This is a genomic window from Ruegeria sp. 6PALISEP08, assembly GCF_001238295.1.
In the GTDB taxonomy this organism is placed as follows: domain Bacteria; phylum Pseudomonadota; class Alphaproteobacteria; order Rhodobacterales; family Rhodobacteraceae; genus Ruegeria.
In genome coordinates this window covers 265,834-292,089 of record NZ_LGXZ01000005.1, presented here as the reverse complement: position 1 = coordinate 292,089, position 26,256 = coordinate 265,834, and the positions used below count along the sequence as shown (strand labels likewise).

The window sequence follows — 26,256 nt, the reverse complement described above, 5'->3', positions numbered from 1 at the left end:
ATGAGTTTGCTATTAGCCGCAACGATCCCTTTTTGAACCATCACACCGTCAATCATCACAAACGCAACAAAAAAAGGGACCGCGCAATGCGTCGGTCCCTTCCTGATTTGCAACGGGTGCAATGTGCCCCGATGTCCCGTTGACGATTATCCGATGATCGCGTTCAACGTTGCACTTGGGCGCATTACAGCAGCCGTTTTTGCGGGATCGGTGTGGTAGTACCCACCCAGATCCGCAGCAGCACCCTGAGCCGCAGCAAGCTCTGACAGGATTTGTTCTTCCTTGTCGGCCAGCTCTTTAGCCAGCGGAGCAAACTCAGCTGCCAGATCAGCATCATCAGATTGTGCCGCAAGCGCTTCGGCCCAGTAGCGTGCGAACCAGTAATGGCTGTCGCGGTTGTCGGGCTGACCCACTTTGCGGCTGGGCGAACGGTTGTTATCCAGAATGCCCTGAGTTGCTGCTTCGGCCGCAGCGCCAAGAACGCCGGCTTTCGCGTTGCCTGCGCCGTCAGCCAGGAAGTTCAGAGATTCCCCAAGTGCGCAGAACTCACCCATCGAGTCCCAACGCAGGTGGTTTTCCTCAACCAACTGCTGCACATGTTTCGGGGCCGAACCCCCTGCCCCGGTTTCAAACAGACCGCCGCCATTCATCAGTTTGACAATCGACAGCATCTTGGCCGAAGTGCCCAGTTCGAGGATCGGGAACAGGTCGGTCAGATAATCCCGCAGCACGTTGCCGGTGATCGCAATCGAGTCGTTGCCTGCAGTGATGGTCTCCAGCGACTGACGGGTTGCTTCGCGCGGAGCCATGATCAGGAACTTGTCGGCAACGCCTGTGGCCTCAAGTGCCGGTTTGACGTATTTGATCAGTTCCACATCATGGGCGCGGTTTGCATCCAGCCAGAAGATCGCCTCGGACCCGGTCAGGCGCTGGCGGTCCATGGCCAGTTGGATCCAGTTCTCGATAGGTGCTTTCTTGACGGTGCAAGACCGCCAGATATCACCGGCCTCGACGTCGTGGCTGTGCAGTGTTTCACCATTCGCAAGAACGATACGGATCGTACCATCAGCAGGGGCTTGGAAGGTGGTCGGGTGCGAACCGTATTCTTCGGCCTTCTGCGCCATCAGGCCCACGTTAGCGACAGCGCCAGCGGTGGCTGGGTCAAGCGCGCCGTTGGCTTTGAAGAATTTGATGGTTTCGTCATACACCGGGGCATAGCAGCGGTCAGGGATCACACAATTGGTGTCACCCTTGGCGCCTGTCTCATCCCAACCCTTGCCACCTGCGCGGATCACGGCGGGCATCGAAGCGTCGATGATCACGTCTGAGGGGACGTGCAGGTTGGTTATGCCACGATCCGAGTCGACCATGTACATCGAAGGACGATCACCTTTGATCGCATCGATGGCGGCCATGATATCCGCGTTGTCTTTCACACGGTCCAACAGGTCGCCCAGTCCCGAGTTCGGGTTCACACCCAGTGCGTCCAGTTCGGAACCGAACTTCTCGAATACTGGGGCCAGCCATGCTTTGACGGCATAGCCGAAGATGATCGGGTCGCTGACCTTCATCATCGTTGCCTTCATGTGCAACGAGAACATGGTGCCGTCTTTCTTGGTGTCCTCAATGGCGTCGGCCAGGAAAGAAGATAAAGCTTTGACCGACATGAAGGTCGCATCAGCCACAGTGCCTTCTTCCAGTGGCCAAGCGTCCTTCAAGACGGTTACGCTCCCGTCTTTACCGACAAACTCGATCTTTGCGTTACCTGCCTGAGCAGCGGTAATGGTCGCGGACTTCTCGTTGGCATAAAAGTCGTTGCTGGCCATGGACGACACTTTGGTTTTGCCGTCCGAAGCCCATTCACCCATCGAATGGGGGTTCTTCTGAGCATAGTTCTTTACGGCTCGGGCCGCGCGGCGATCGCTGTTGCCCTCGCGCAGAACCGGGTTCACAGCCGAACCCTTGAGCGCGTCATACCGCGCCCGGACTGCTTGTTCTTCGTCTGTGGCGGGTTCTTCCGGATACGCAGGAATATCATAGCCCTGCGCCTGAAGCTCTTCGATCGCCGCAACCAGCTGCGGGACCGAGGCTGAGATATTAGGCAGCTTGATTACATTGGCGTCCGGAGTTTTCACCAGCTCACCCAATGCGGCCAGATCATCGGTGATGCGCTGCGCATCTGTCAGCTTCTCGGGGAAGGTTGCCAAAATGCGCCCGGCCAATGAAATATCCTTGGTGCCAACGTTGACGCCCGCGGCAGATGCGAACTTGCGGATGATGGGCAGGAACGAGGCGCTGGCCAGCTCGGGCGCTTCGTCTACAATGGTATACAATATGTCGAAGTTCGATTTATCTACCATATTCTTTTACCTTTTTTAAGCCTTTCGGGGCGTGCGTTCCAAGAGTTAAGGCCACATTTGCGCGGCGCGGGAGGGGCGCGATCACGATACCGCCCCTGGGTGACTCTGTTTTGACAGGGCTTCCCTTAAATCACGTTGGGCTGGGAATCAATCGTATCTAGACGCGCGTTTTGCCACGGGCAGGAGGTTTTGCTTCCTTGTGGGAGGGATTAACCGGATTATGGACCAAGGTTTGAAAAGCCCACTTTCTGTTCCAAGTGGTGGATATGGTCATCAATCGCTTTGTTGATATGTGCAGTCGATCCCGCACGGGCCTGCGGGTCAACGGGCACGCCGGCTCGCTCTATAATATCAAGAAGGAGTTTTGGGGAGTAGGGGCCACCATTTTCCAGGAAAGTGAGGTATTCCGCACGGGCGAGATCTGCTGCACCCAAAGCTGCGAAGGTATGGCTTCGCATTATCCACTCAGTACCTTGCCCATGGATTACGTATCCAAGTAAAAGATCAATCGTTTTTCTGACAGAACCTTTGTCTCTCCACTGAATTTTGTTCTCTGCTTTCGCATAGGCCTCGGCGTACTCAATCCCCTTTTTCTCATCGCCGATTTTCATGTGGATCAAGGCAAAAAGCAACAAGTCTGCTGATGGATTGGGCGCAATCGATATTCTTTTCTCGATCGCGTTCAAGGCTTTTTCCAGATCATAACTGTAGCGCAGTTCATATGTGACGCGCGCATCGTGTGCCCATGGTTGATCCGGCCATTTCGCTTCAGCTTGTGCCAGATGACGTTCAAACGCCTCGGTTGGCATCGTGTCATAAAGCAACGTCAAGTACCGGGTGCCGGCATCTTCAAAACTCGGATCAAGTTCCAGGACTTTTTCATAGCCTTCCAACGCAAGGGGAACTTCACCCCATGTTCGCATCTTCTTTGCCACGTTGAACAAAACATATGTACTGTTGGGGCTGATCTTTTGTGCCCGTTCCAAATCGGCCCGGGCACCGTCCTTGTCCTCCAGTGCGTTCTTGGAATAGCCGCGCCAGATGAGTGTAACTGCATCTTGAGGGTTCAAGGACAGCGCGCGATCTGCGTCCTCGATGGCTTGCTGGTAGTGCCTGCGACTATGCAAAGCCTGCGCCCGTTTGGCGTAGTAATCCTGACGTGCCTCCAACGGCTCGTCATTCAGATCAAGCAGCGCAGTGCAAGCCGGGATAGCCATTTCCGATCCACAGCCCATTCCACAGGCCGCGCGCAGCCTGGCGTATTCCCTTTCAGCTTTCGAAGGCGTGTTAAACGACAGTAAAAGTGCCGTGCAAACGACGATCAACGCGGCGAGGCGAATGCCCATAGTACCCTCAAAACAAGTGTGTTTCTACTTTAGGTAGTTATTCTAGGGGGGCAAAACAAGCGCCAATAATCTGTCAGACGCTGAACCGTTACCGAAATCTCTGCCCTGTTTCAGGGTCGAACACCATGGCGCGGTCGGGTTGGATCGAGATGCCAATCCTTTCGCCTGTTTTGCTGCGTTGGTCATCCCGTTCTTCAACAATCAGCTTGTCGCCATTTGGGGTGAGCAGGTAAGAATAGGAAACACCCCCTAGCGCCTCGGTCAGGTCCACGGTGCAAGTATCCGCCGAGCGATCGATCTGGATATGCTCTGGGCGCATCCCCAAAGTCACCTTGCTCTGCCCGGCAGGAATCTCTTCAGAGACCGGCAGAGGTTGCGCCAACACAGGATGAGTGATTTGGCCGTCGGCATAGTCGCAATCCAAAAAGTTCATTGCGGGTGAACCAATGAAACCTGCAACAAAACGGTTGTCGGGGTCGCGGTACAGATCCATCGGAGCCCCCACTTGTTCAATTCGGCCATCGCGAAGCACGACAATCTTGTCGGCCATAGTCATCGCTTCGACCTGATCATGGGTCACATAGATCATCGTCGCGCCGATTTCCTGATGTAGACGCGCGATCTCGACCCGCATTTCGACGCGCAATTCGGCGTCCAGGTTCGACAAAGGTTCGTCGAACAGAAAAACCTCGGGCCCGCGGACGATAGCACGGCCAATCGCAACCCGTTGCCGTTGCCCACCCGACAAGGCCTTGGGTTTGCGTTTGAGATAGGGATCAAGCTTCAGGATGTTCGATGCTTCCTGAACTTTCTGATCAATATCGGCTTTTGCAACACCGTTCATGCGCAGACCGAATCCCATGTTCTCGGCCACCGTCATGTGTGGGTAAAGCGCATAGGTCTGGAACACCATCGCAACACCACGCTTTGCCGGGTCCACATGCGTAACTTCCCGCGCGCCAATGTGAATCTCGCCTTCCGAGGTCTCTTCAAGCCCTGCAATCATGCGCAGCAAAGTGGATTTGCCACATCCAGAGGGGCCAACAAAGACGCAGAATTCGCCATCCTCGATCTGCAGATCGATCCCGTGAATGACCTGCGTCTGACCGTACCGCTTGATTGCCTGGTTCAGAGTTACTCCTGTCATGTCACTTGCATCCTGTCATCGCTAAGGTTTGGGCCTGTTTCGGGAAAGCGCCATGCCTGCGCCTCGGCCCCGATCTGATCGGCCACGCGGCGGACACGCGGCACCCAGGCTTCGAGTTGTTTGAAGTTCATCCGTTCCGTCGAACCTGTCACGGAAATCGCACCCAGCATTCGACTGTTCGACGTCAGAACCGGGCAGGCGATACAGATGATTCCAGGCTCGTGCTCTTCATCATCGATAGCGAATCCCCGGCTGCGTATCCGATCAAGATCTTCGCGCAGCGCCTGTTCCGAGGTAAGGGTCCTTTCGGTGAAGCGGTGATAACTTTGCTGAGAAATGACTCTATTCAGCGTCTCTTCCTCTAAAAACGCCATCATCGCCTTACCGACCCCGGTGCAGTAAGCAGGGCCAACCTTGCCAGCTTGTGAATACATCTCGATGGGCTGCGCAGCGTTGCGTTTATCGACATACAGCACCTGACCTGAGTCGAGCTGTGCCAAATGCACGGTTTCACCCGTTTCCCGACTCAGCGCGTCCAGAAACGGGCGCGCGATTGGGGCCAGAGAGCTTTGTGTCCAAGCGGCATGGGCAAGTCGGACAAGGCGCATCCCTGGGGCATAGGTCTGCCGGTCCGGGTCGTACGACAGCATTCCTTGATTCGTCAGGGATTGAAGGAATCGGTAGAGCGTTGCCTTTGGAAAGGCACTGCTGTCCAGCAGCTCCGAAAACCGCACAGGGCGCTGAAACGCCGCTACATGATCCAGCACATCACATGCTTTGCCTATGGTTCCATCACCTGACACGGGTGCGTGTTCTCCTCCAATTGCCGACCGCCATCCTTTCGATGGGTCTTGACAAGACTAACCGAGTCGATGTGTAGTTTTCAATATATAAAACTAGGTTTCAATATTTGGAACCGCACATGGGAGAAATAGGGAGGAAACCATGTATTCCACTTTCAAGCGCACAACAGCTGCGCTGGCGCTTGGTGTCGCGATGGCGGCACCTGCAGCTGCGGAACTGACCGGAGAGCTGCGCATTTTCCTGGACACATCAAACCCGGCGCCGCGTGCGACGATGGAAGCGATGATCGAGCGGTTTGCGGAACAGCATCCAGGGTTGGAAATCGAAACCACCGTGATCGACCGCGAAGCCTACAAAACGCAGATCCGCAATTTCCTGACGGCCGATACCCCGGACATTGCAAACTGGTATGCGGCCAACCGAATGAAACCCTATGTCGAGGCGGGATTGTTTGAGGATGTGTCGGACCTTTGGGCCGAACCTGAGATCGCCGAAAATCTGGCCTCGACCAAAGGCGCGATGACCCTCGATGGTAAGCAATGGGGCGTGCCCTATACCTATTACCAATGGGGTGTTTACTATCGCAAAGACATCTTTGACGAACTTGGCCTGACCGAGCCGACCACGTGGGAAGAGGAGCTTTCTAACTGTCAGAAGATCGTGGATTCAGGGCGTAAGTGCTACACCATCGGGACACGAAATTACTGGACAGCCGGTGGCTGGTTTGACTACCTGAACATGCGTACAAACGGGTTCGACTTCCATAACCAGCTGGCAAATGGCGAAGTCAGCTGGGAAGATGATCGCGTAAAACAGACCTTCGCGAACTGGAAACAGCTTCTTGACATGGGAGCGTTCCCAGATGACCACACGGCACGCAGCTGGCAGGAATCGCTTCCTCTTATAGTTCAGGGCGACGCGGCGGCCATCTTGCTGGGTAATTTCGCCGTTGCTCCGCTACGCGAAGCTGGTTTAACAGACGACAAACTGGACTTTTATCAATTCGTCGCGATTAATCCTGACGTTGAGCTGGCCGAAGATGCGCCGACGGACACGTTCCACATCCCGGCGAATGCCTCGAACAAAGAAGCCGCTCGCGAGTTCTTGCGCCATGTGGTTTCTGCTGAGGAGCAGACCGAGATCAACAATGGCGCGAACCTTGGTCAGTTACCGGTTAACGCTCAATCGTCGGTAGATAACGACAAATTCCTGCAGCAGGGCTTTGAAATGCTTTCTACCAACAGCCCTGGTGGAATCGCACAGTTCTGGGATCGCGATGCGCCTGCGGAAATGGCCAAAGTCTCTATGGAAGGCTTCCAGGAATTCATGGTCAAACCAGACGAACTGGACCGGATTCTTGCCAAAATTGAACGCGCTCGCGGGCGCATCTACGACAACTGAATGGGAATGGCCGGGCTGAAACCCGGCCTACACCCTGCGCAATTGTAGGCGGGCTTGGTCCCGCCTTCACCCAAACAGACCCGAGAGCCCCCATGACAGTTGCAGTAGACGTCCCCGAACAGGAAAGCTGGTTCCACCGCAACCAACAGCGCATAGCTCCTTGGTTGTTTCTGACTCCCGGCCTTCTGTTCTTTTCTGTTTATGTGATCATCCCGTTGTTCGAGTCCATAAACCTGTCCTTTTACGAATGGGACGGTCTGGGCGCGGCGGAATATGTGGGCTTTCGCAATTATGAAGACCTGTATTGGGAATGGGTCGACCGAGATGCCTTTTACATCTCGCTGAAAAACAATCTGATCTGGCTGGTCATGTACTTGCTCGCGATTCCGGCGGGTCTGTTCATCGCGTTATTCCTGAACCAAACTGTTTGGGGCATTCGACTCTATAAATCATTATTTTTCTTCCCGTTCGTGATCTCTCAGGTGGTCGTCGGTCTTGTGTTCACGTGGTTTTATGATCCGACTTTCGGCCTGCTGAACGAATTCCTCGACCTCTTTGGACTTGGCCCTCTCAATGTACTGGGGGATGAACGTTTCGTGACCTACGGTATCATCTTCGCCGGGCTCTGGCCGCAAACAGCCTATTGCATGATCCTGTATCTGACTGGCCTCAACGCCGTGGATCCGGAACAGATTGAGGCCGGGCGTCTGGATGGCGCAAAAAGCTGGAGAATGCTGTGGCATATAATCTTGCCGCAATTGCGTCCGGCCACCTTCATCGCCTTCGTTGTAACAATCATCGGCGCGTTGCGCAGCTTCGACCTGATCTCGATCATGACCCAGGGCGGACCTTTCGGATCATCTCGCGTGCTGGCCTATTACATGTTTGAAGTCGCCCTGTCCGAGTACGGATTCCGCATGGGCTACGGCGCTGCCATTGCGGTGATTCTGTTCCTGATCATGCTCTGCTTCATCGCCTACTTCCTGTGGTCGATGTACCGCGAAGAAAAGGGGCACTGAGATGTTTCCCAAACCTATCGAAAAACAACCGCGGGCGGCGCAGATAACCTATCAGGCGATGCTGCCTCTGGCCCTGTTGCTATGGCTGGGGCCCTTGCTGGCCGTTGCCCTTTTCTCGGTCAAACCCGCCGCAGATTTCACCAACGCCAACTACTGGGGATTGCCGTCCAGCTTTGAGGGAGCGTTCAACTATGGACAGGTCTTCTTCAACTCGGACATGCCGCGCTATCTGTTGAATTCGTTCATGATCACCATCCCAACAGTGATCGGAGCTGTCGCGCTGAGCTGCATGACCGGCTTTGCTCTGGGAATCTACAAGTTCAAATCGAACCTCTGGATCTTCTTCATGTTTGTCGCGGGCAACTTCGTGCCCTTCCAGATCCTGATGGTGCCTGTACGCGATCTCACGCTTGAACTCGGTCTCTACAACACCAAAACCGGCCTTGTACTTTTCCACATTGCCTTCCAGACTGGGTTTTGCACCCTCTTCATGCGCAACTTCATCCGCGCCCTGCCGTTTGAACTGATCGAAGCCGCCCGGGTCGAGGGTATCAGCGAAATCCGTATCTTCTGGTATGTAGTCTTGCCCTTGATGAAGCCGGCAATTGCCGCGCTTAGCGTACTGATCTTCACCTTTATCTGGAACGACTATTTCTGGGCCGTCGTGCTGACTCAGGGCGCGGAAAGCCAACCTGTCACCGCTGGTATCACCAGCTTTAACGCTCAGTTCAGGGCCGCCTATCAGCTAATGAGTGCGGGTTCCATCGTCGCGGCCTTACCGCCCGTTGCCATGTTCTTTCTGATGCAGAAACACTTTATCGCGGGTCTGACCCTCGGTGCTGTAAAATAACGTCAAACCAAGAGTTTGTAAGATGACAAAGATCACCTTTATCGGGGCCGGTTCCACGATCTTCATGCAGAACATCGTGGGTGATGCCCTGCTGACCCCAGCATTGGCGAACAGTCAGTTTGCACTGATGGATATTGATTCCGAGCGCCTTGCCGAAACCGAAGCAGTGGCGCGCGCCATGATCCGATCGACCGGCACGGGTGCAACGGTTGCAACCTATACCGACCGCCGTGCTGCGTTGGATGGCGCAGATTTCGTCATCACTGCCTTTCAGGTCGGGGGGTATGAACCTTGCACTGTCACGGATTTCGAAATTCCCAAGCAATATGGTTTGCGCCAGACCATTGCCGATACGCTGGGCGTCGGTGGCATCATGCGCGGCTTGCGTACGGTTCCGGTGTTATGGGATGTAGCGCACGATATGATGCAGCTCTGCCCGAACGCGACGCTGCTCCAATATGTAAATCCGATGGCGATCAACACCTGGGCATTGGCCGAGCGATTCCCCGGCCTAAAGCATGTTGGTTTGTGCCATTCGGTGCAAAATACGGTCGAAGAGCTGGCCCACGATCTGGACCTGCGCAAAGAGGACATCCGCTACAAGGTCGCGGGCGTCAATCATGTGGCCTTCTTCCTGAAGCTTGAACATCAGAACCGCGATCTCTACCCCGCTTTGCGGAGAGGCTATGCCAGTGGTCAAATCCCAAAACCGCCCCTGCTGATGCCGCGCTGCCCCAACAAAGTGCGTTACGAAGTCATGGACCATCTGGGCTATTTCTGTACCGAAAGCTCGGAACACCTAGCCGAATACGTCCCCTGGTTCATCAAGAACGGGCGCCAGGATCTGATCGAGCAGTTTTCCATCCCACTGGACGAGTACCCGACACGCTGTGTCGAACAGGTTGCCAACTGGAAAGAGCAAGCCAAAACGCTGACCGACGGTCGCGACATTGAAGTCGTCCGCAGCCACGAATTTGCCGCCGATCTGATGAACGCCATCGTCATGGATACCCCATATACAGCCTATGGTAACTTGCCGAACACAGGCCAAATTCCGCAACTTCCACTGGGTGCAGCGGTCGAAACGCCTTGTCTGGTGGATAGCAATGGTGTGCAGCCTTCGGGTGTCACCGACATCCCGCCTCAACTGATTGCCCTGATGCGCACGCAGATCAACGTGCAGGAACTTACCGTTCGCGCTCTGGTCGACCAGAACCCGGAATATGTATATCACGCAGCCATGATGGATCCGCACACTGCAGCCGAACTCGACCTGCGCCAGATCCGCAATCTGGTGAGCGACCTGCTGACGGCTCATGCCGACTGGCTGCCCGATTGGTGCCGCCCTGCTCGGGCCGCCTGATCTTCATCTTCTCAACAATACTCAATTCCAACCGCAGCCAAGAAAAGCCCCGCAAAAATGACAAAACGCCGCTCACAGCATTGGTACGGAAAACTCGACAAGGACGGGTTCATCCACCGGTCCTGGATGAAGAACCAGGGTTTCCCTGATCACGCTTTTGATGGGCGGCCGATCATTGGCATCTGCAACACGTGGTCGGAACTGACCCCTTGCAACTCGGGCCTGCGCGATCTAGCCGAAGGCGTCAAACGCGGTGTGTGGGAGGCAGGCGGCTTTCCGGTCGAATTCCCCGTCATGTCGTTGGGCGAGACGCAGATGAAGCCCACAGCGATGTTGTTCCGCAATTTGCTGGCGATGGATGTCGAGGAGTCAATCCGTGCCTATGGCATTGACGGCGTGGTCCTGCTGGGCGGTTGCGACAAGACCACGCCGGGGCAATTGATGGGCGCGGCCTCGGTCGACCTGCCTTCGATCGTTGTCAGTTCCGGCCCGATGCTGAACGGCAAATATCGTGGGCAGGATATCGGCTCGGGCACGGATGTGTGGAAATTCTCCGAGGCCGTCCGCGCCGGAGAGATGACGCTGCAGGATTTCATGAACGCTGAATCCGGGATGTCGCGCAGCGCCGGTGTTTGTATGACAATGGGGACTGCCAGCACAATGGCCTCGCTGGTCGAGGCGATGGGGATGAGCCTGCCTACCAATGCTGCCCTGCCCGCCGTGGATGCCCGCCGTATGGCGCTGGCGCATCTGACCGGCAAACGGATTGTCGAGATGGTGGACGAGGACCTCAAACCCTCTGACATTCTGACCAAAGAGGCATTTGAGAATGCCATCCTGGCCAATGCTGCGGTGGGTGGCTCGACCAATGCCGTTGTTCACCTGTTGGCTTTGGCGGGCCGGGTGGGAGTTGATCTGACACTCAAGGATTTTGAGATCGGGTCGGAGATCCCCCTGCTGGTAAACTGTATGCCCTCGGGCAAATATCTGATGGAGGATTTCTGCTACGCGGGCGGTGTGCCGGTCGTGCTGAACGAGCTTAAACCCTTCCTTCGCCCGGCAATAACGGTGTTGAACAAGGACATATCGGCCCATTACGAAGGAGCCGAATGCTTCAATACGGACGTTATCCGCCCCTTCAACGACCCGGTGAAATCCGCTGCCGGTTTGCGTGTGTTGCGCGGCAACCTAGCGCCGGACGGAGCCATCGTTAAGCCTTCGGCGGCGACGGACGAACTGCTGGAAACCGAAGCCGAAGCATACGTTTTTGAGAATATCGAAGACCTGAAAGCCAATATCGACCGAGATGACTTGCCTGTCACACCCGATACCATTCTGGTTCTGAAAGGCTGTGGCCCCAAGGGTTATCCGGGAATGCCAGAAGTTGGCAACATGCCGATCCCGGCCAAGCTGGTGAAAGAGGGCGTGCGCGACATGATCCGTATCTCGGACGCGCGCATGTCGGGGACGGCTTATGGGACCGTCATCCTGCATGTCAGCCCCGAGGCGCAGGCAGGCGGCACGCTGGCTTTGGTCAAAACTGGTGACCGTATCCGCGTCTCTGCCCAAAAGGGCGAACTGGAACTTCTGGTGGATGAAAAAGAACTGGAAGCCCGCCGTGCTGCGTGGCAACCGGACGATCCTCACTACACCCGCGGATACGCGAAGCTTTACATCGACCACGTGCTGCAAGCCGATCGAGGCGCTGACCTTGATTTCCTAGTGGGCAAAGACACCCGCCTTGTAACCAGAGAGAGCCACTGATGGATCAAACAGCAACATTCCATGACCTGAACGGGGCGTCTGTCTATATCACTGGTGGCGGCTCGGGCGTCGGCGCAGCACTAACCGATGGATTTATGGCTCAGGGGGGCAACGTGGCTTTCATCGGTCGCTCAGACGCCAGCGGGTTCGTCGAGGAAATGCGTGACAAGCATGGCCGCGCGCCGCTTTTCATGCAGGGTGACATGACCGACACCGAGTTGCTGCACGCCACCATGCGCCAAGCCGCCGAGGCGCATGGTCCCTTGCACGTATTGGTAAATAATGCGGCCAATGACCAACGACACGCATTGGACGAAACCACTCAAGAGTTCTGGGACTGGATGATAGAGGTCAACCTGAAAGCCTACTATTTCGCTTGTCAGGAAGCGGCCCGGCAAATGAAAGACGGGGGTGCGATCATCAATTTCAGTTCGATCAGCTACATGATGGGCAACGCGGGGTATCCGATCTACACAACGTCAAATGCCGGAATTACAGGCATGACGCGTTCATTAGCACGTGAGCTTGGTCCGCAGAACATCCGGGTGAACGCTCTGGCCCCCGGCTGGGTGCTGACGCAGAAACAGCTGGACATGTGGGCAACGCCCGAAGATTTGGCTGCACATCTGGATCGGCAATGCCTGAAAGAGCATCTGACACCCGAAGACATGATTGCGCCCACCTTGTTTCTGGCGTCTAAGGCCAGCCGCGCGATGACCGGTCAATGCATGGTCGTTGACGGTGGCGTTGTGGTTACGGGGTAACGTGATGAAGACAGACTGGATCGCTGTTGATTGGGGTACCTCCCATCTGCGGGCGTGGGCTATGCAGGGGCACACGGTGCTCGATCAGGCGCAGTCCGACGCCGGTATGGCCCGTGTCGGTCAGCATGGGTTCCAAGTCGCATTGTTGGGCCTGATTGAGTCCTGGCTCGTAGATACCCCGGTGAACGTGATTGCTTGCGGTATGGTTGGGGCGCGGCAAGGCTGGGTCGAGGCACCCTATTGCGCGGTGCCGAGCCAACCGCTGCCAGACGCGCCGATCCGTGTTCCCGGCACCGACCCACGTATCCGCGCCTTTGTGGTGCCGGGTCTGAAACAGGTGACACCGCCGGACGTAATGCGCGGCGAAGAAACGCAGATCGCAGGATTTCTTGCCGCACATCAGAACTGGGATGGGGTGATCTGTTTGCCCGGAACACATACAAAATGGGTTCAGGTCAGCGCAGGCGAAGTTGTCAGCTTTCGGACGTTTATGACGGGAGAGATGTTTGACTTGTTGTCCGGGCAATCGGTGCTGCGGCACTCGGTTTGCGAAGGTTGGGACGACAATGCCTTTGCGGACGCCGTTGCAGATACCTTGTCCAAGCCCGAACAACTTGCTGCACGTCTCTTCGGCCTGCGCGCGGCAGATTTGCTGCAGGGTCAGGACAAGGGCACCGCTCGGGCGCAGCTTTCGGGTTTGCTGATCGGTGCTGAACTGGCCGCCACCCGGCCCTATTGGTTGGGACAACAGCTGGCTGTCATTGGCGCCGACGGTGTGTCGCAGATCTATACCGCCGCGCTAAAGCAGCAAGGCGCATTTGCCGAAACTGTAAACTCCACTGCGGCGACGCTGGCAGGGCTTGCTCTGGCCAAAGACAAGGTGAATTCATGAGCCGTCCAATCATCGCCATTCTGCGTGGACTAAACCCGACAGAGGCCGAAGCCGTTGGGCGCGCAATTCTTGACGCGGGGATTGACCGGATCGAAGTGCCGCTCAATTCACCCGACCCGCTGAACAGTATCGCCGTTTTGGCCAAGGCGTTTGGGGATCAGGCGCTGATTGGCGCGGGCACGGTTTTGTCCGTCGATCAGGTCGAAACGGTCTCGGACACCGGGGGCAAACTGATCGTATCGCCAAACTATGATGCCGACGTCATCGGACGATCGGTCGCTCTGGGGATGCAAAGCTGGCCGGGTGTCTACACCCCGACCGAAGCTTTTGCAGCCCTAAAGGCTGGGGCCACAGGACTGAAGCTGTTTCCCGGTGTGATGGCAGGGCCGACCGGGCTGGCCGCTTTGCGCCCGGTTCTGCCTGAAGGCGCGCTGGTCTTTGCCGTAGGTGGTGCGGGCCCTGAGAATTTCGATCAGTGGATCAAGGCCGGTGCAGACGGGTTCGGAATCGGATCGGCGCTTTTTCAACCTGGCATGGACGTAACCGAAATAGCAGATCGTGCCCACCGCGTCGTTGCGGCCTATGACAAGGCGGCGGGATGAGCACTGTTTTTGACGACCGCCCGTGTGAGTTGGGCGAAGGGCCTTTGTGGCACCCCGAACGGCAACAGTTGTTTTGGTTCGACATCATCGGCAAACGTCTGATGACCCGTGATGGACAAGGGTCAAATAGCTGGGCATTTGGCGAACATGTCTCTGCCGCAGGGTGGGTCGACCGAGATAGGCTGTTTCTGGCGTCAGAATCCGGACTCTGGCGGTTTGATCTGACCACTGCGGACCGCAGCTTGATCGTCCCTTTAGAGCCAGACAACCCTGTGACCCGCTCCAATGATGGCCGCGCCGACCCTTGGGGTGGGTTCTGGATTGGAACGATGGGAAAGCAGGCCGAACCAGCGGCCGGATCGATCTATCGGTTCTGGAAAGGCGAGCTGAGGCGTCTGGTTGCGGATGTGACAATCTCGAACGCGATCTGTTTTGGACCGGATCGGTCCGTTGCCTATTTTTGCGATACCGTGACAGGGCAGGTTCGGTGTTGGAAGCTGAATGCAGAAACCGGGTGGCCTGAAGGGTACCATTCGGTCTTTTTGGATCTTAGGGATGAGGGGCTGAACCCTGACGGCGCTGTGGTTGATGCCGCTGGAAACATCTGGATTGCACAATGGGGTGCCAGCCGGGTTGCCTGTTACACACCTGATGGACAATTCCTGAGCGCCGTGTCTTTCGATGCGGCACACACGTCCTGCCCGGCCTTTGGTGGCAGTGACTTGAGCACGCTGTTCTGTACTACAGCGCGTCAGGGGTTGAGCGCCGACGAAATCGAAGCGCAACCAAACAACGGAATGACCTTTGCCGCGTTGAATGCCGGGCGGGGTCAGGCAGAACACAAGGTCATCTTATGAAGCCGGAACTTGGCGCTTGCTACTATCCCGAGCACTGGCCCGAGGCGATGTGGGCAGAGGATGCCGCGCGCATGATCGCCACCGGCTTGACCTGGGTCCGTATCGGTGAGTTTGCGTGGAGCCGTATGGAACCACAGCCGGGTAATCTGCAGCTCGATTGGCTGGACCGCGCGATCGAAACACTTGGTTCCGCAGGATTGAAGGTCGTACTGGGCACGCCAACGGCAACGCCGCCGCGCTGGATGATCGACAAACACGCCGACATGTTGGCTGTGGATGAACATGGGCACCCGCGCAAGTTTGGATCGCGGCGGCATTATTGCTTTAGCCACAAAGGCTATATCGACGAATGCTCACGCATAGCCCGCATCATGGCAGAGCGGTATGGCCGCAATCCGCATGTGGCCGCTTGGCAGATCGACAACGAATACGGGTGCCACGACACAACGGTCAGCTACAGCGTCCCTTCCCTCCAAGCCTTTCGGCATTGGCTGGCGGATCAATACGGATCCGTCGAAGCGCTCAACACTGCATGGGGCAATGTGTTCTGGTCGATGGAATACGCCAGTTTTGATGAGATCGATCTGCCCAATCAAACCGTGACCGAACCGAACCCGGCCCACGTATTGGCGTTCCGGCGGTTCAGCTCGGATCAGGTTGCGGCGTTCAACAAGGCTCAGGTTAACGTCTTGAGGCAGTTGACTGATGCGCCACTGCTGCACAACTACATGGGTCGTGTTCTGAATTTCGATCACTTCGAGGTCGGCGCTAATCTGGATATTGCCACCTGGGACAGCTATCCGATTGGGTTTTTGTCGGACCGGCTGGAAGATGATGACGCGCATAAGATCGCATTTCTTCAGCAGGGCGACCCGGATATGCAGGCGTTTCACCATGATCTGTACCGGGCCGTCGGATATGGACGATGGTGGGTGATGGAACAGCAACCCGGTCCCGTGAACTGGGCACCGTTCAATCCAGCCCCCCTGCCGGGAATGGTGCGCCTCTGGTCGCTTGAAGCTGTTGCCCATGGGGCTGAGGTGGTCAGCTATTTCCGCTGGCGTCAGGCCCCCTTCGCCCAAGAACAGATGCACGCAGGATTGTTAACTCCGAATAACCGCCCCACGCCTGCTTTGAGTGAGGCACGTCAAACCGCTGACATACTGTCCGAGTTGGGTGAAGTTCTGCAGGTGCAAGCCAGAGTGGCCATTTTGTTTGATTATGCGTCGGACTGGGCATGGGCTGCTCAGCCGCAGGGGGCTGGGTTTGATTACTTTCGACTGGTCTTTTCCGCCTATCGCGCGTTGCGGCGCGCGGGGTTGTCGGTGGATATCGTATCGAAACATGACATTTCAGGACAATACGATCTGATCCTTGCGCCGGGCCTTGCGACAATCGACCAGGATTTGGAGCGCCGTCTGCAAGAGGCATGTAAACTCGCGATCCTTGGCCCCCGCAGTGGAGCCATTACGCATGATTTCCAAATTCCCGATACGGGCCGTCCCGGGTTGGGCGCCTTGGACTGTGAGGTCGATCTGGTTGAAACGCTACCTCCGACGGTTGAACGACCCGTTCAAGGGGGCGGTGCGGCCCTGCATTGGGTGGATCGCCTGTCAGGATCGGCCGCCGATTTATTGAGCTTTGAAGACGGAACGCCTGCGCTTAAGGGAAATTCTGGGCTTTGGTATCTGGCAGGTTTCCCCGACGAGACGCTCTGGGACCGGATCATACTGATGGCGGCAGAGCAAACAGGGTTGCGTGTGCAAACTATGCCGCCGGGGCTGCGGATGCGCGAGACTGCTGATCATGTTTTCCTGATCAACTATAACGCGGACCCGGTGATCTGGGACAGGAAAACCGTTCCGGGTTGCGATGTCGCCATCCTGAAACGCAATCCGCCCGGACAGATTTGATCCTGATCCGGGCGGATGCCTTGGCTATCAACCTACGACGCTACTCGTCGTTTTGCAGGCTGTTGGGGTCGAAGACGTTTCCGAACCCGCTGTTGTTCGACGGGGCTGGGTCTGCGTCGGACGAACCATCGTCGCTTTCGCCTTCGTCTCCACCTAGAGAGTTCGGGGCAAACACGTTTCCAAAACCACTGTTGTTTGAGGGCTTAGGCGTGGATTGCGCCCCACCCTGTTCAGCTTCTTCAGCTTCGCGTTGCTCGCGACGTTCTTCACGCTGCTTGCGCAGTTCCTGAATGCGCTGTTCGGCCTCCAGTTGCTTCTGCTCGCGCACGTCGGCGATACACTGACCAGGGTCGTAGGCCGTAGCAGTGCCGACAACCGTGATCGTTGCAATAGCGAATACGACCAGCAGAACCGCTGCCATGTTACCGGCAAAGAAGCTGGGCAGTTTGATCTTGCCTGCCAGTTCCTCAACCGTCGCGTTCTTGCGCGCCGCTGCCACCAGTTCCTGACGCTTGAGCTTCGCCTCGTTCAGCAAGGCAAAGAACACCGTCAGCGCCACGATGATGAATGCCAGCGCCGAGATCGCGGGTGTGATACCATAGCGGACCTTCTGGGCCAGCTCGATCGTCAGTGTTGGGTACTCACCAAAAGTGAAGGTGGTGGTGTTGTAGTTCTCGAACGATGCAAGGAACGCCAATACCGCCGCTGAGGCAATCGCCGGGCGCATGAACGGCAGCAGAATCTTGCGGAACGCCTGTGCATGCGTGGCGCCCAGATCCAAGGCTGCTTCTGTCAGAGCCATGTCATAGCGCTGCAATCGCGCCACCAGAACCAGCATGCAATAGCTGGCGATAAAGGTGGACTGGCCGATCACCGTCAGGAAGATGCCGTTCGACAGGAAGCTATCCGCGCCCAGTCCCAGCATCCGGTTGATCCGATCCCAAAACACCAGCGTCGAGATACCCAAAACCACGCCCGGGATCAGGATCGGTGCGATGATGACCGTATAGTAGGTCGCGCGCAGTTTAGGCCAGATCTGCGTCAGCATCAGCGCACCTGCCAGTCCCATGGCCACGGACAAGACCACCGTACCGAGCCCGATGATCAGCGAGTTCTTGATACCGTTCAGGATACGCTGATCCTGAAACAGTTCACCAAACCACTGGAAGGTCAGACACTCCCAAGGGCTCATCCGTGGGAAACCCGACGAGTTGAACGCGGTGATCGACATGATCACAAGCGGTCCCAGCAGATACAGGAAGAAGAGCACCAGATAGACCCAGATGCTTATGCGGAGGAAGGAATTATTCATTTCCCGATATCCCCCATGTTCACCTTGAACAGGCGCATCATTGCCAGCACGAACAGGATACAGGTGACCAGCAGAACGATCGCGTAGGCGGCACCTTGTGGCCAGTCATTGTTGTCGTTGAACTGTTGATAGATCAGCTGCGTGAACCACAGGCTCGACGGTCCGCCCAAAATCTGCGGCGCGGCCAACGCACCGGCGCTCAGCATGAACACCATGGTGCAGCCCGAACTGATGCCCGGCTTGGCATAAGGTATGACCACGCGCCAATGTATCCGCCACCACGGTGCGCCCAAGTCGCGGGCAGCCTCGATCTGGTTTTTGTCCAGACTTTCAATGACGTTATACATCGGGAAGATCATCAGCAGGATGTAGGCATAGCCCAGACCCGCATAGAGCGCGATATCGTTGCGGATGAAGTCGAACGGTGTATCCCATATCCCCAAGCCCATGAACAACGTATTCAGAACGCCGGTTTCACCGAAGATTATGCGAAGCGCAAAGGCGCGCAGGATTTCGTTGATCCAATAGGGAATGATCAGCATGATCGCAAAGATGCGGATATGGCTGCCTTCGGATTGTCCCAAGTAGTAGGCAATCGGATAGCAGATGATCAGGTTGAAAATCGTGACGCACACGGCCGCCACGAGGGTGCGGAAGAACACCCTCAGGTCGACTGTGTTATAGTCCTGACTGCCGCCCTCGGGGCCGTAAATCAGGTATTTATAGTTTTCCAGAGTATAGACGTCCTTGGGACCGCCAATCTCTGGCGGTGGCAGGTTCGGACGGAACGAAAAGTCCAGCATCGACAACTGCGGCAGGATGATCAGGCCGATTGTCCAGAACAGGACTAGGCCCAGGATCGCCAACCCCATACCGGTACCGTTGCGATTGAAGAAATCTTTCAAAAACTGGGGCATGAGTTGGTCCCCTTATTCTGCGGCCAGTTCACCCGCCGGGACGATGACGGCGTTATGCGTCTCGTATTCCAACGTGATGTTCTGTCCGGTGTGATCGTCGAAAGACTGTCCGTGATTCGGGATCGACACTTTGATCTCTTTCCCACCTTCACCTTCGGTAAAGATGTTAAAGGCGTTGCCTTCGAACTCTTCGTGGTTGACACGCGCCGTGACGAAATGATCGCCTGAGGCGCCATCGGGTGCAATAGCAAAGGCTTCGGGGCGTACGAACATCATTGCGTCGTCGCCTTCCTTCATCTTGCCTTGATTGGTTGTCGAAATCCGCGCCACCAGATCGCCCGAGCGATTGGTCGCAATCAGAGCCTCATTGCCCATGACTTGTTTAACTTTGCCGCGAAACACGTTGTTTTCGCCGACAAAAGAGGCCGCAAAAGCCGTGTTGGGGTCATTGTAGATGGTCTTACCATTGGCAATCTGATCGATTACACCCGCGCGCATAACAGCGATATTGTCCGACATGGTCAGCGCTTCGCCCTGGTCATGGGTGATATAAATAAATGTGATGCCGACGCGCTTTTGAATTTCACGTAGCTCGGTCCGCATGTGTTGGCGCAGTTTTAGGTCAAGTGCCGACAGCGGTTCATCCAGCAACAGAACGTCAGGCTCGGCGCACAAAGCACGGGCTATAGCAACACGTTGGCGCTGACCGCCTGACAATTCGCTGGGCAGTTTGTCGCCCTGCTCTGGCAGCGCGATCATGTCCAGAAGCTCATCAGCGCGCTTGCGGCGCTCGGCGCTGCTGGCACCTTTGATTTCCATCGAAAACGTGATGTTTTCCCAGACCTTCATCAATGGGAACAGCGCAAGGTTTTGAAAGATCAGTGCGGTGGGCCTCTTGTTTGGCCCAATACCTCGCATGTTTTTGCCACCGATCAGAACGTTGCCTTCGCTGGGCTCAAGAAAACCTGAAACAGCCCTTAAGATGGTTGTTTTACCGCAGCCAGACGGTCCGAGGAACGAAAAGAAATCGCCCCCGTTTATGTTGACGTTTGCATCGCGCACGGCGACGAAGTCACCGAAACGGATCCACAGGTTTTCCAGATCGACTCCGACCCCTGCACTCATTTTTGGTATCTCCCCTGAGGCGCGTATTATCACCGCACCACATAACTGTCCGTTACGCCGGAGCGGCGCACAGATGATTGCCCCCCGCAGATCGCGAAGGGCAAGGTTTCGAAACGCTTAAGCGCTCTTGAACTTGTTGACGAACTCGGTCCGTGTTTCAGCATACCAAGGTGCTTCGGCCGGCCACGGGTTAAGGTTGGCCAGCGAGTCGCCCGGATAGGCCTCGGCAAAGTTCTTTTTGTAGGTGTCGCCTGAATACTGGTCTGCACCCAGAACTGGCGAGTTATACCCGTGGCTGTCGATGGCAACACCGGCAGGCTTGGCCTGATAGGCGAAGTCGACGAAGGCGTAGATCTGGTCGATGTTCGCCGCGCCGCTCGGAATCGACATACCGTCAACCCAAGCCATCGCTCCTTCGACGGGTGCCTGATAGTGCACCGGTTCACCGGCGGACTTAAGCGCCAGTGGCGGGCCGTCCCAGGTTTGACCAACAACGACACCTTCGTTCAGCAGACCGTTTTTCTGTGTGTCAGCGTCGTTCCAGATCAGCTTGATACGATCCTTGCGCGCGACACACCAGTCGGTGATCTGGCCCCAAACCTTGCGCATGGTGTCTTCATCACCGTATGCGGCCCAGACCGAGCCCGGCTCCATTTCGCCTGCGCGTTCCATGTACAGACCTGCGCCCAGCATCATCGAATGCGCGCGGCCCATTGTCTTGCCCGCGTTTGCTTCCGCCCAAACGTCGCCATAAGACGGCGCATCACCTTCCGGCAGCCACAAGTCGGTGCGGTATGCAATGCCCTCGGTGCCCCAGATATGCGGCAGCCAATGCGCACCGGATCCACCAAAGTCCCAGGCGTCGGTGCCGATTTTGGCCATGGCAGGGTTCACCAGATCAATCGGAACCTTGTTCATGTCAAATGGCTGAAGCAGCTCCAGCGGTTCCCACTGCAAAGAGCGGTTGTTGGTTGGCGAAACGATGTCAAAACCCTGGCCCTTGGTGGCCTTCATCTTGTTGATGATTTCTTCGTTCGAACCGATGCCGGTGTAGTTTACCTTGATGCCGGTCAGAGTCTCGAACTCTTCGATGAAGCTGGGCGGAAGATAATCCGACCACATCAGAATGTTGATCTCACCCGACGATGCCAGCGCGCTTTTGCTGTAAAGCGGCGCCGCCAAAGCAGCAGCACCCGCGCCCTTTAGCACCGTGCGTCTGGAAAGAGTTGATTTATCAGTCATTAGTATTCTCCCATGATGGACTGTTTTGTTTTTGTTTTTTATTTATAGGACTTTCTTTGTCAGTTCGGCAGTCCAAAAGTGACAGTTTCCAAAAACCTTAAGTCCAGTTCTTAGTAAGAGCCCATTCAGATAGCCTATTTGGGTGGCCCATTTTCTTGCCAAACTGCCAAATCCCCAACATTTACAGGGTCAGTTCCTATCAAGAATGTACGATGATCCCCGGCAGGCAGAGATTTAGGAATGTCACCAAAATTAAACGCAAAATGCAATGTGCCGCGTCGGGCAATGCGCATGTCGGGGTCACACTCCAGAGTTTTCAACCCTGCCCAATCCAAAGCCTGTTTCAAAATGGACTGTAAAAACGTACCGCGCGGTAGCATGGCCAGATAAGTTGCGCGGTCCGATCTGACAATTGCAGGACTTCCATCGCAATAGCTGCTGTCAAAGCGTGCCAGGATGCCTTCCTTTGTTTCAACAATTTCGCGCCAACCTGTGAAAGTGTACCGCTGGCCGTTGGTCAGTTGCACGTACTCTTGTGCCAGAGCGGGCAGCGACTCGACGCGCGTGACACGTACTCCGGTCAGCGCAGCCAACGCGCCGGGCGCCAGATTATCGGGTGTGTGCATCTGTGGTGTTTTGCTGCCGGACCGAGCCCCAATCACAAGTTTCGCGCCCGAAGCTGTGAGTTTGGCGGCGAGATCTGTACTCATAATCATGCTCTGCGGCAGAAGGATCAGCGCATAGCCGTCTGGATCATCTTCTGGGCCTAGGAAATCGACGTCTACGCCGAGTTGACGCAAACTGGCATACCATTCGCGGAAAATGTGACTGTTCGGGAAGTCATCATCATGAGGCAGGATGTCTGCCGCCCAGATCGAACTGTAATCCAGAAGCATCGCCACCTTGGCCTTTCGTCGCGCCGCAGGTGGCAAAGTTTCGCGATCCTTGACGATCTGTGCCAATTCAACGGCCGCTTGATCCAGGTTGTTATCCGAACGCAGCAAAGCCGAATGGTATTGCTCCTGTGCGTATTTTGCCTGTCGCCATCGAAAAAACATCACCGCTTGCGCACCATGCGCATAAGCCGCCCAAGTCCAGAGCCGCACCATTCCCTCTGCCGGAGAAGGGTTCGAGGCCGCCCAGTCCACTGGACCCGGCTGCTGTTCTAGAATCCACATCCGTCCGCGTCCCTGACTGCGGTAGAGATCGCAGTGAAAGCCTTGGTAATCCGGTGCACCTGTCCGCAAATAGCGACGCTTTTCGTCGTCGGGCATGGTCGAGCCCATCAGGTTGCCCAGCGGGTAACTGTCAAAGCCAACAACATCCAAATCGGCGGCAACGGCGTGATGGTCGAACTCGAAACTGCCTGCCATGAAGTTGTGCGTGATGTCGCGACCCGGAGCATGGATCCGCAGAATGTCGACCTGCGCCCTGTTGAATAGACGCACCCTGTCCGATGAATAGCGCATGAAGTCCAACGCATGGGTTGGGTTCGGGGCCGCGACCAGACCGTTGGGCAGTTCGATCTGGTCAAATCCGGAATAAAGCGATCCCCAGAACACAGTTCCCCACGCTTGGTTCAGTGCGTCGATTGTTCCGTATCGCTGTTCCAGCCAGTGTCGAAAGCCGCTGCATGCTGCATCTGAATAGCTGAGCACCGTATCGTGATCGTTGTATTCATTGTCGATCTGCCACGCATGGACATGAGGGTTCTTCCCATATCTGCGGGCATACTCGGTGGCAATTCTTTGGGCCTCGGCCAGATAAATCTGGCTGGAAAAGCAATAATGTCTGCGCGAGCCATATCCCCTGACCCGACCATCCGGTCCGACCGGCAGGATTTCAGGATGCTCATCGATCAGCCACTTTGGCGGGGCTGCCGTCGGAGTCGACATCATGATCTTTAGCCCGGCTTGCCCCAGAACCTCGATCACCTCATCAAGCCAATCCCAGTGGAATTGCCCGCGCGCGGGTTCGATCAAGCCCCAGGTGAATTCGGCAATGCGCACCCAATCCAGCCCCATCTCGACCATGCGTTTGGCGTCATCGCGCCATTCGGACGGGTCCCATTGTTCAGGGTAATAGCAAACCCCCAACTCAAGCTTGCTCATCTGGTGTCCTTTGCGGCACGGCGTTCGATCCACTTCAGGAAGCTGGCGCAACCCAACGTAATCACGACATAAAGTATGGCCGCCGTATTGAAGGGGGCGAAAGGCAGGAAACTTGCTGCCTGAAACTCTCGCATCCTTTGGGTCATGTCACGGACGGACAGGATCGATAACAACGAGGTATCCTTGATCATTGCTATGAATTCGTTGCCCAAGGGGGGGGTCACGATCCGCAATGCTTGCGGCAAGACGATTAGCCGAGCAGTCTGCCATCGAGACAAGCCCAAAGAGCTGCCCGCCTCCAACTGCCCTTTGGGTATGGCTTCGATCCCGGATCGGAAGATTTCGGCCATATAGGCGGAATATCCGACCGAGATGGCGATGATGCCGCGCGTCATATTGGTCATGTCGATGCCGCCGCCTGTGGCGTCCTTGACCGCACCAGCCAGAGGCAGGCCGATATAAAGGATGATCACCAGCATCGGGATGCCGCGGATCGTATCTACAAAGAACTCTGCCCCGACCGCCAGGGGGTGCAGTTTGTGCTGTGCGCCACCAATGGTCAGCGTCAATAGCAAAAGGCCAAAGACTGCAAAGGCCAGCGCAGGATTGCGAAATTTGTCGGGCAAAAAGCTGGTTTGCCAGAGCACAGGATAGCCCTGCGTGTGCGCCTCAATTGGGACAAACGCGCCAGAGACGCTGTCGACGGTTTCGATTTGGTCAAGGGCCGAAGCGGCATCCGTCGCACTGCGGATGCGATATTGTTGTTCTCCGCCACCTTTGAATTCGCCGAAACGGATGATGTCAGCCTGCGCCTGTGGGGTACCGCGCACGACGGCAATTCGGGCTTCGGTGCTGCCGACGAGGACATAATGCACCTGTGGCTGCATGAAAAAGAAGGCTGAGACGCCCAACAAGGCCAGGCTAATCGCGCCATACACCATCGTGGTGCGTGCCTTGGGTTTGAACGATTGCAACCCCACCCAGATCAGCCCGAGGATCGCTGCGAAGATATACGCAAAGATCGCGGCGCGGAATGTAATGGCAACGCCGGTGGCAAACTGCCAATGCGCCATGAACATCAAATAGAACAAAGTGGCTCCGGTCAGGACCTCAAACCCGATTTGAGCATAGCCGCGCGACGGGTTGTTCAGACGGCCGGATACCAAGCACAGTGCGATGACCACCGCGTAGATCACCAGCAGGATTTGCAGCCCGGTCTGAACCTGTACCACCACCTCTGGGAACAAAACCCAGGTTTGGTTGGACCGGTCAATAAGCGTTGATGTGTTTTCGCTGAGCGCATGAAAGAACACCGACTCGGCGAAGGGCATGAGAATCTGAGGTGCAACAACAGCAAGTATCGATAGCCCGACCGCCGCCGGAAACGCAGCCAATGCCGCCGCGCGCAACCAGGCTGGTGCCTGCGACTGGAAGCGCAAATGGCGGGCGCAGAGATAGCCCAAAATCGCCGTCGTCAGGATCAGAAGGAACCCGACAAAAATCGGCACCGCGTTGTTGCCGATCCCCAGAATGGCGACCAGAGATCGCAAGTATTTGGACGAGGTGGCAAACAGATAAATGATGAACGGCGCTGCTGCGAGCAACACAAGGTTGCTCGGGCGGATCGAGCTGAGGCGCGACATGGGGTTCTCCGCTGGTTCAAAGCCCCGGCGAAGTATTCCGCCGGGGTCGATTGAGTTTTATGGGATCAGTTGGTGCCCCAGTATTTGGCTTTCAGCTTATCCAGCGTACCGTTTTCCTGAATCTCGGCCAGCCCTGCGTTGATGGCATCAACGGTTGGGTCGCCCTCCTGAAAGACGATGCCCAGCGGGTCGGATTGCAGGCCGGTGATGCCAACGGTCAACTCGCCTGCAAACTCTTGCTCATAGGCCGACGCCGAGGTGCCATCGATGATCACCCCCTGAACGTCCGCGTTTTGCAGGGCAAGAATGGCGGCTGAGAAGTTGTCGTAGAGGCTGACATTCTCGCGGCCTACCAGCTCTTCAGCGAGCTGTGCGTTGGTCGTGCCGGTCTGTGCGGCAAGCTTTTGGCCCCCGGCTTTAAAGTCGTCCAGCGTCATGTCGGCATTGTCGACCTGGAGTAGGATGGCCTGGCTGACCACGATGTAGGGGTCCGAGAAATCCATGGTCTCTTCCCGCTCTGGCGTGATGGACACGCCTGAGATCACCAGATCGAACTCACCCTGTTGAAGCGCGGCAAAGATGCCGTCCCACGCAGTGTTGACGAAGTTCGGAACGCAATTCACGCGCTCGCAAATCGCGTTCATGACGTCGACATCGAAACCCACAATTTCACCTGTTGCTTCATCAACGGTTTCCATCGGTGGATAAGTCGCATCCGTGCCGATCTTGAGGACGCGGCCCTCCAGATCGGCTGCAAAAGCGGCTGGCGCGGTCATCGCGGCAAGGGTTGCCGCGGCAAGTAGATGTTTGAACATACTTGGTTT

Annotated in this window: 21 protein-coding genes; 10 read left to right on the top strand and 11 right to left on the bottom strand. The window is 56.3% G+C overall.

Going from position 1 to position 26,256, the window contains the following annotated elements; all coding sequences use genetic code 11:
- Positions 1-146 precede the first annotated feature (146 nt).
- The 4 genes from ALB80_RS09980 to ALB80_RS09965 all read right to left on the bottom strand — a co-directional run bounded on the left by ALB80_RS09980 (position 147) and on the right by ALB80_RS09965 (position 5,656).
- Positions 147-2,360: an NADP-dependent isocitrate dehydrogenase gene (locus ALB80_RS09980; protein ID WP_050603904.1), complete on the bottom strand. Its 2,214-nt coding sequence runs from the start codon at positions 2,358-2,360 to the stop codon at positions 147-149.
- A 218-nt stretch (positions 2,361-2,578) separates the two neighbouring features.
- Positions 2,579-3,706, bottom strand: coding sequence for a tetratricopeptide repeat protein (locus tag ALB80_RS09975; RefSeq protein ID WP_050603903.1), 1,128 nt, complete (start codon positions 3,704-3,706; stop codon positions 2,579-2,581).
- An 88-nt stretch (positions 3,707-3,794) separates the two neighbouring features.
- On the bottom strand, positions 3,795-4,853 hold the full coding sequence (locus ALB80_RS09970) for an ABC transporter ATP-binding protein (RefSeq protein WP_050603902.1): 1,059 nt from the start codon (positions 4,851-4,853) through the stop codon (positions 3,795-3,797).
- A complete protein-coding gene (locus ALB80_RS09965) occupies positions 4,850-5,656 on the bottom strand; it encodes an IclR family transcriptional regulator (RefSeq protein WP_050603901.1) in 807 nt (268 codons plus the stop codon). Before ALB80_RS09965 ends, ALB80_RS09970 begins: the two co-directional genes overlap by 4 nt.
- Positions 5,657-5,798: 142 nt before the next feature.
- Between ALB80_RS09965 and ALB80_RS09960 the strand changes: the two genes are divergently transcribed.
- From ALB80_RS09960 to ALB80_RS09915, 10 genes are all read left to right on the top strand, one after another.
- Entirely contained in the window at positions 5,799-7,058 is a 1,260-nt protein-coding gene (locus ALB80_RS09960; protein ID WP_050603900.1) for an ABC transporter substrate-binding protein, read from the top strand.
- A gap of 92 nt (positions 7,059-7,150) precedes the next feature.
- Positions 7,151-8,077, top strand: coding sequence for a carbohydrate ABC transporter permease (locus tag ALB80_RS09955; RefSeq protein ID WP_050603899.1), 927 nt, complete (start codon positions 7,151-7,153; stop codon positions 8,075-8,077).
- Position 8,078: 1 nt separating this feature from the next.
- Positions 8,079-8,927, top strand: coding sequence for a carbohydrate ABC transporter permease (locus ALB80_RS09950; RefSeq protein ID WP_050603898.1), 849 nt, complete (start codon positions 8,079-8,081; stop codon positions 8,925-8,927).
- Between the two features lie 22 nt (positions 8,928-8,949).
- A complete protein-coding gene (locus ALB80_RS09945) occupies positions 8,950-10,290 on the top strand; it encodes an alpha-glucosidase/alpha-galactosidase (RefSeq protein ID WP_050603897.1) in 1,341 nt (446 codons plus the stop codon).
- A gap of 57 nt (positions 10,291-10,347) precedes the next feature.
- Positions 10,348-12,054: an IlvD/Edd family dehydratase gene (locus ALB80_RS09940; RefSeq protein WP_050603896.1), complete on the top strand. Its 1,707-nt coding sequence runs from the start codon at positions 10,348-10,350 to the stop codon at positions 12,052-12,054.
- Entirely contained in the window at positions 12,054-12,818 is a 765-nt protein-coding gene (locus ALB80_RS09935; protein WP_050603895.1) for an SDR family NAD(P)-dependent oxidoreductase, read from the top strand. Before ALB80_RS09940 ends, ALB80_RS09935 begins: the two co-directional genes overlap by 1 nt.
- 4 nt (positions 12,819-12,822) lie before the next feature.
- On the top strand, positions 12,823-13,710 hold the full coding sequence (locus ALB80_RS09930; RefSeq protein WP_050603894.1) for a 2-dehydro-3-deoxygalactonokinase: 888 nt from the start codon (positions 12,823-12,825) through the stop codon (positions 13,708-13,710).
- Complete coding sequence (locus tag ALB80_RS09925) at positions 13,707-14,312, top strand: 2-dehydro-3-deoxy-6-phosphogalactonate aldolase (RefSeq protein WP_050603893.1); 606 nt, start codon at positions 13,707-13,709, stop codon at positions 14,310-14,312. The genes ALB80_RS09930 and ALB80_RS09925 overlap by 4 nt, the downstream gene beginning before the upstream one ends.
- A complete protein-coding gene (locus tag ALB80_RS09920) occupies positions 14,309-15,169 on the top strand; it encodes an SMP-30/gluconolactonase/LRE family protein (protein WP_050603892.1) in 861 nt (286 codons plus the stop codon). The genes ALB80_RS09925 and ALB80_RS09920 overlap by 4 nt, the downstream gene beginning before the upstream one ends.
- Positions 15,166-17,082, top strand: a complete 1,917-nt coding sequence (locus ALB80_RS09915; protein ID WP_050603891.1) for a beta-galactosidase — start codon at positions 15,166-15,168, stop codon at positions 17,080-17,082. Before ALB80_RS09920 ends, ALB80_RS09915 begins: the two co-directional genes overlap by 4 nt.
- A 40-nt stretch (positions 17,083-17,122) precedes the next feature.
- On the opposite strand, the gene ALB80_RS09910 is transcribed toward ALB80_RS09915, so the two are convergent.
- From ALB80_RS09910 to ALB80_RS09880, 7 genes are all read right to left on the bottom strand, one after another.
- Positions 17,123-18,394, bottom strand: a complete 1,272-nt coding sequence (locus ALB80_RS09910) for an ABC transporter permease (RefSeq protein WP_050603890.1) — start codon at positions 18,392-18,394, stop codon at positions 17,123-17,125.
- Positions 18,391-19,311: an ABC transporter permease gene (locus tag ALB80_RS09905; protein WP_050603889.1), complete on the bottom strand. Its 921-nt coding sequence runs from the start codon at positions 19,309-19,311 to the stop codon at positions 18,391-18,393. The genes ALB80_RS09910 and ALB80_RS09905 overlap by 4 nt, the downstream gene beginning before the upstream one ends.
- Positions 19,312-19,323: 12 nt before the next feature.
- Entirely contained in the window at positions 19,324-20,436 is a 1,113-nt protein-coding gene (locus tag ALB80_RS09900; RefSeq protein WP_050603888.1) for an ABC transporter ATP-binding protein, read from the bottom strand.
- A gap of 117 nt (positions 20,437-20,553) precedes the next feature.
- A complete protein-coding gene (locus ALB80_RS09895; protein WP_050603887.1) occupies positions 20,554-21,678 on the bottom strand; it encodes an extracellular solute-binding protein in 1,125 nt (374 codons plus the stop codon).
- Positions 21,679-21,812: 134 nt separating this feature from the next.
- Positions 21,813-23,789 (bottom strand): beta-galactosidase, encoded by a 1,977-nt coding sequence (locus ALB80_RS09890; RefSeq protein ID WP_050603886.1) that lies wholly within the window; start codon positions 23,787-23,789, stop codon positions 21,813-21,815.
- Positions 23,786-25,432: an amino acid ABC transporter permease gene (locus ALB80_RS09885; RefSeq protein ID WP_050603885.1), complete on the bottom strand. Its 1,647-nt coding sequence runs from the start codon at positions 25,430-25,432 to the stop codon at positions 23,786-23,788. Before ALB80_RS09885 ends, ALB80_RS09890 begins: the two co-directional genes overlap by 4 nt.
- Positions 25,433-25,497: 65 nt before the next feature.
- The gene (locus tag ALB80_RS09880; RefSeq protein WP_050603884.1) at positions 25,498-26,247 is read right to left on the bottom strand and encodes a basic amino acid ABC transporter substrate-binding protein; all 750 of its coding nucleotides are present in this window, start codon (positions 26,245-26,247) and stop codon (positions 25,498-25,500) included.
- Positions 26,248-26,256: the final 9 nt, after the last annotated feature.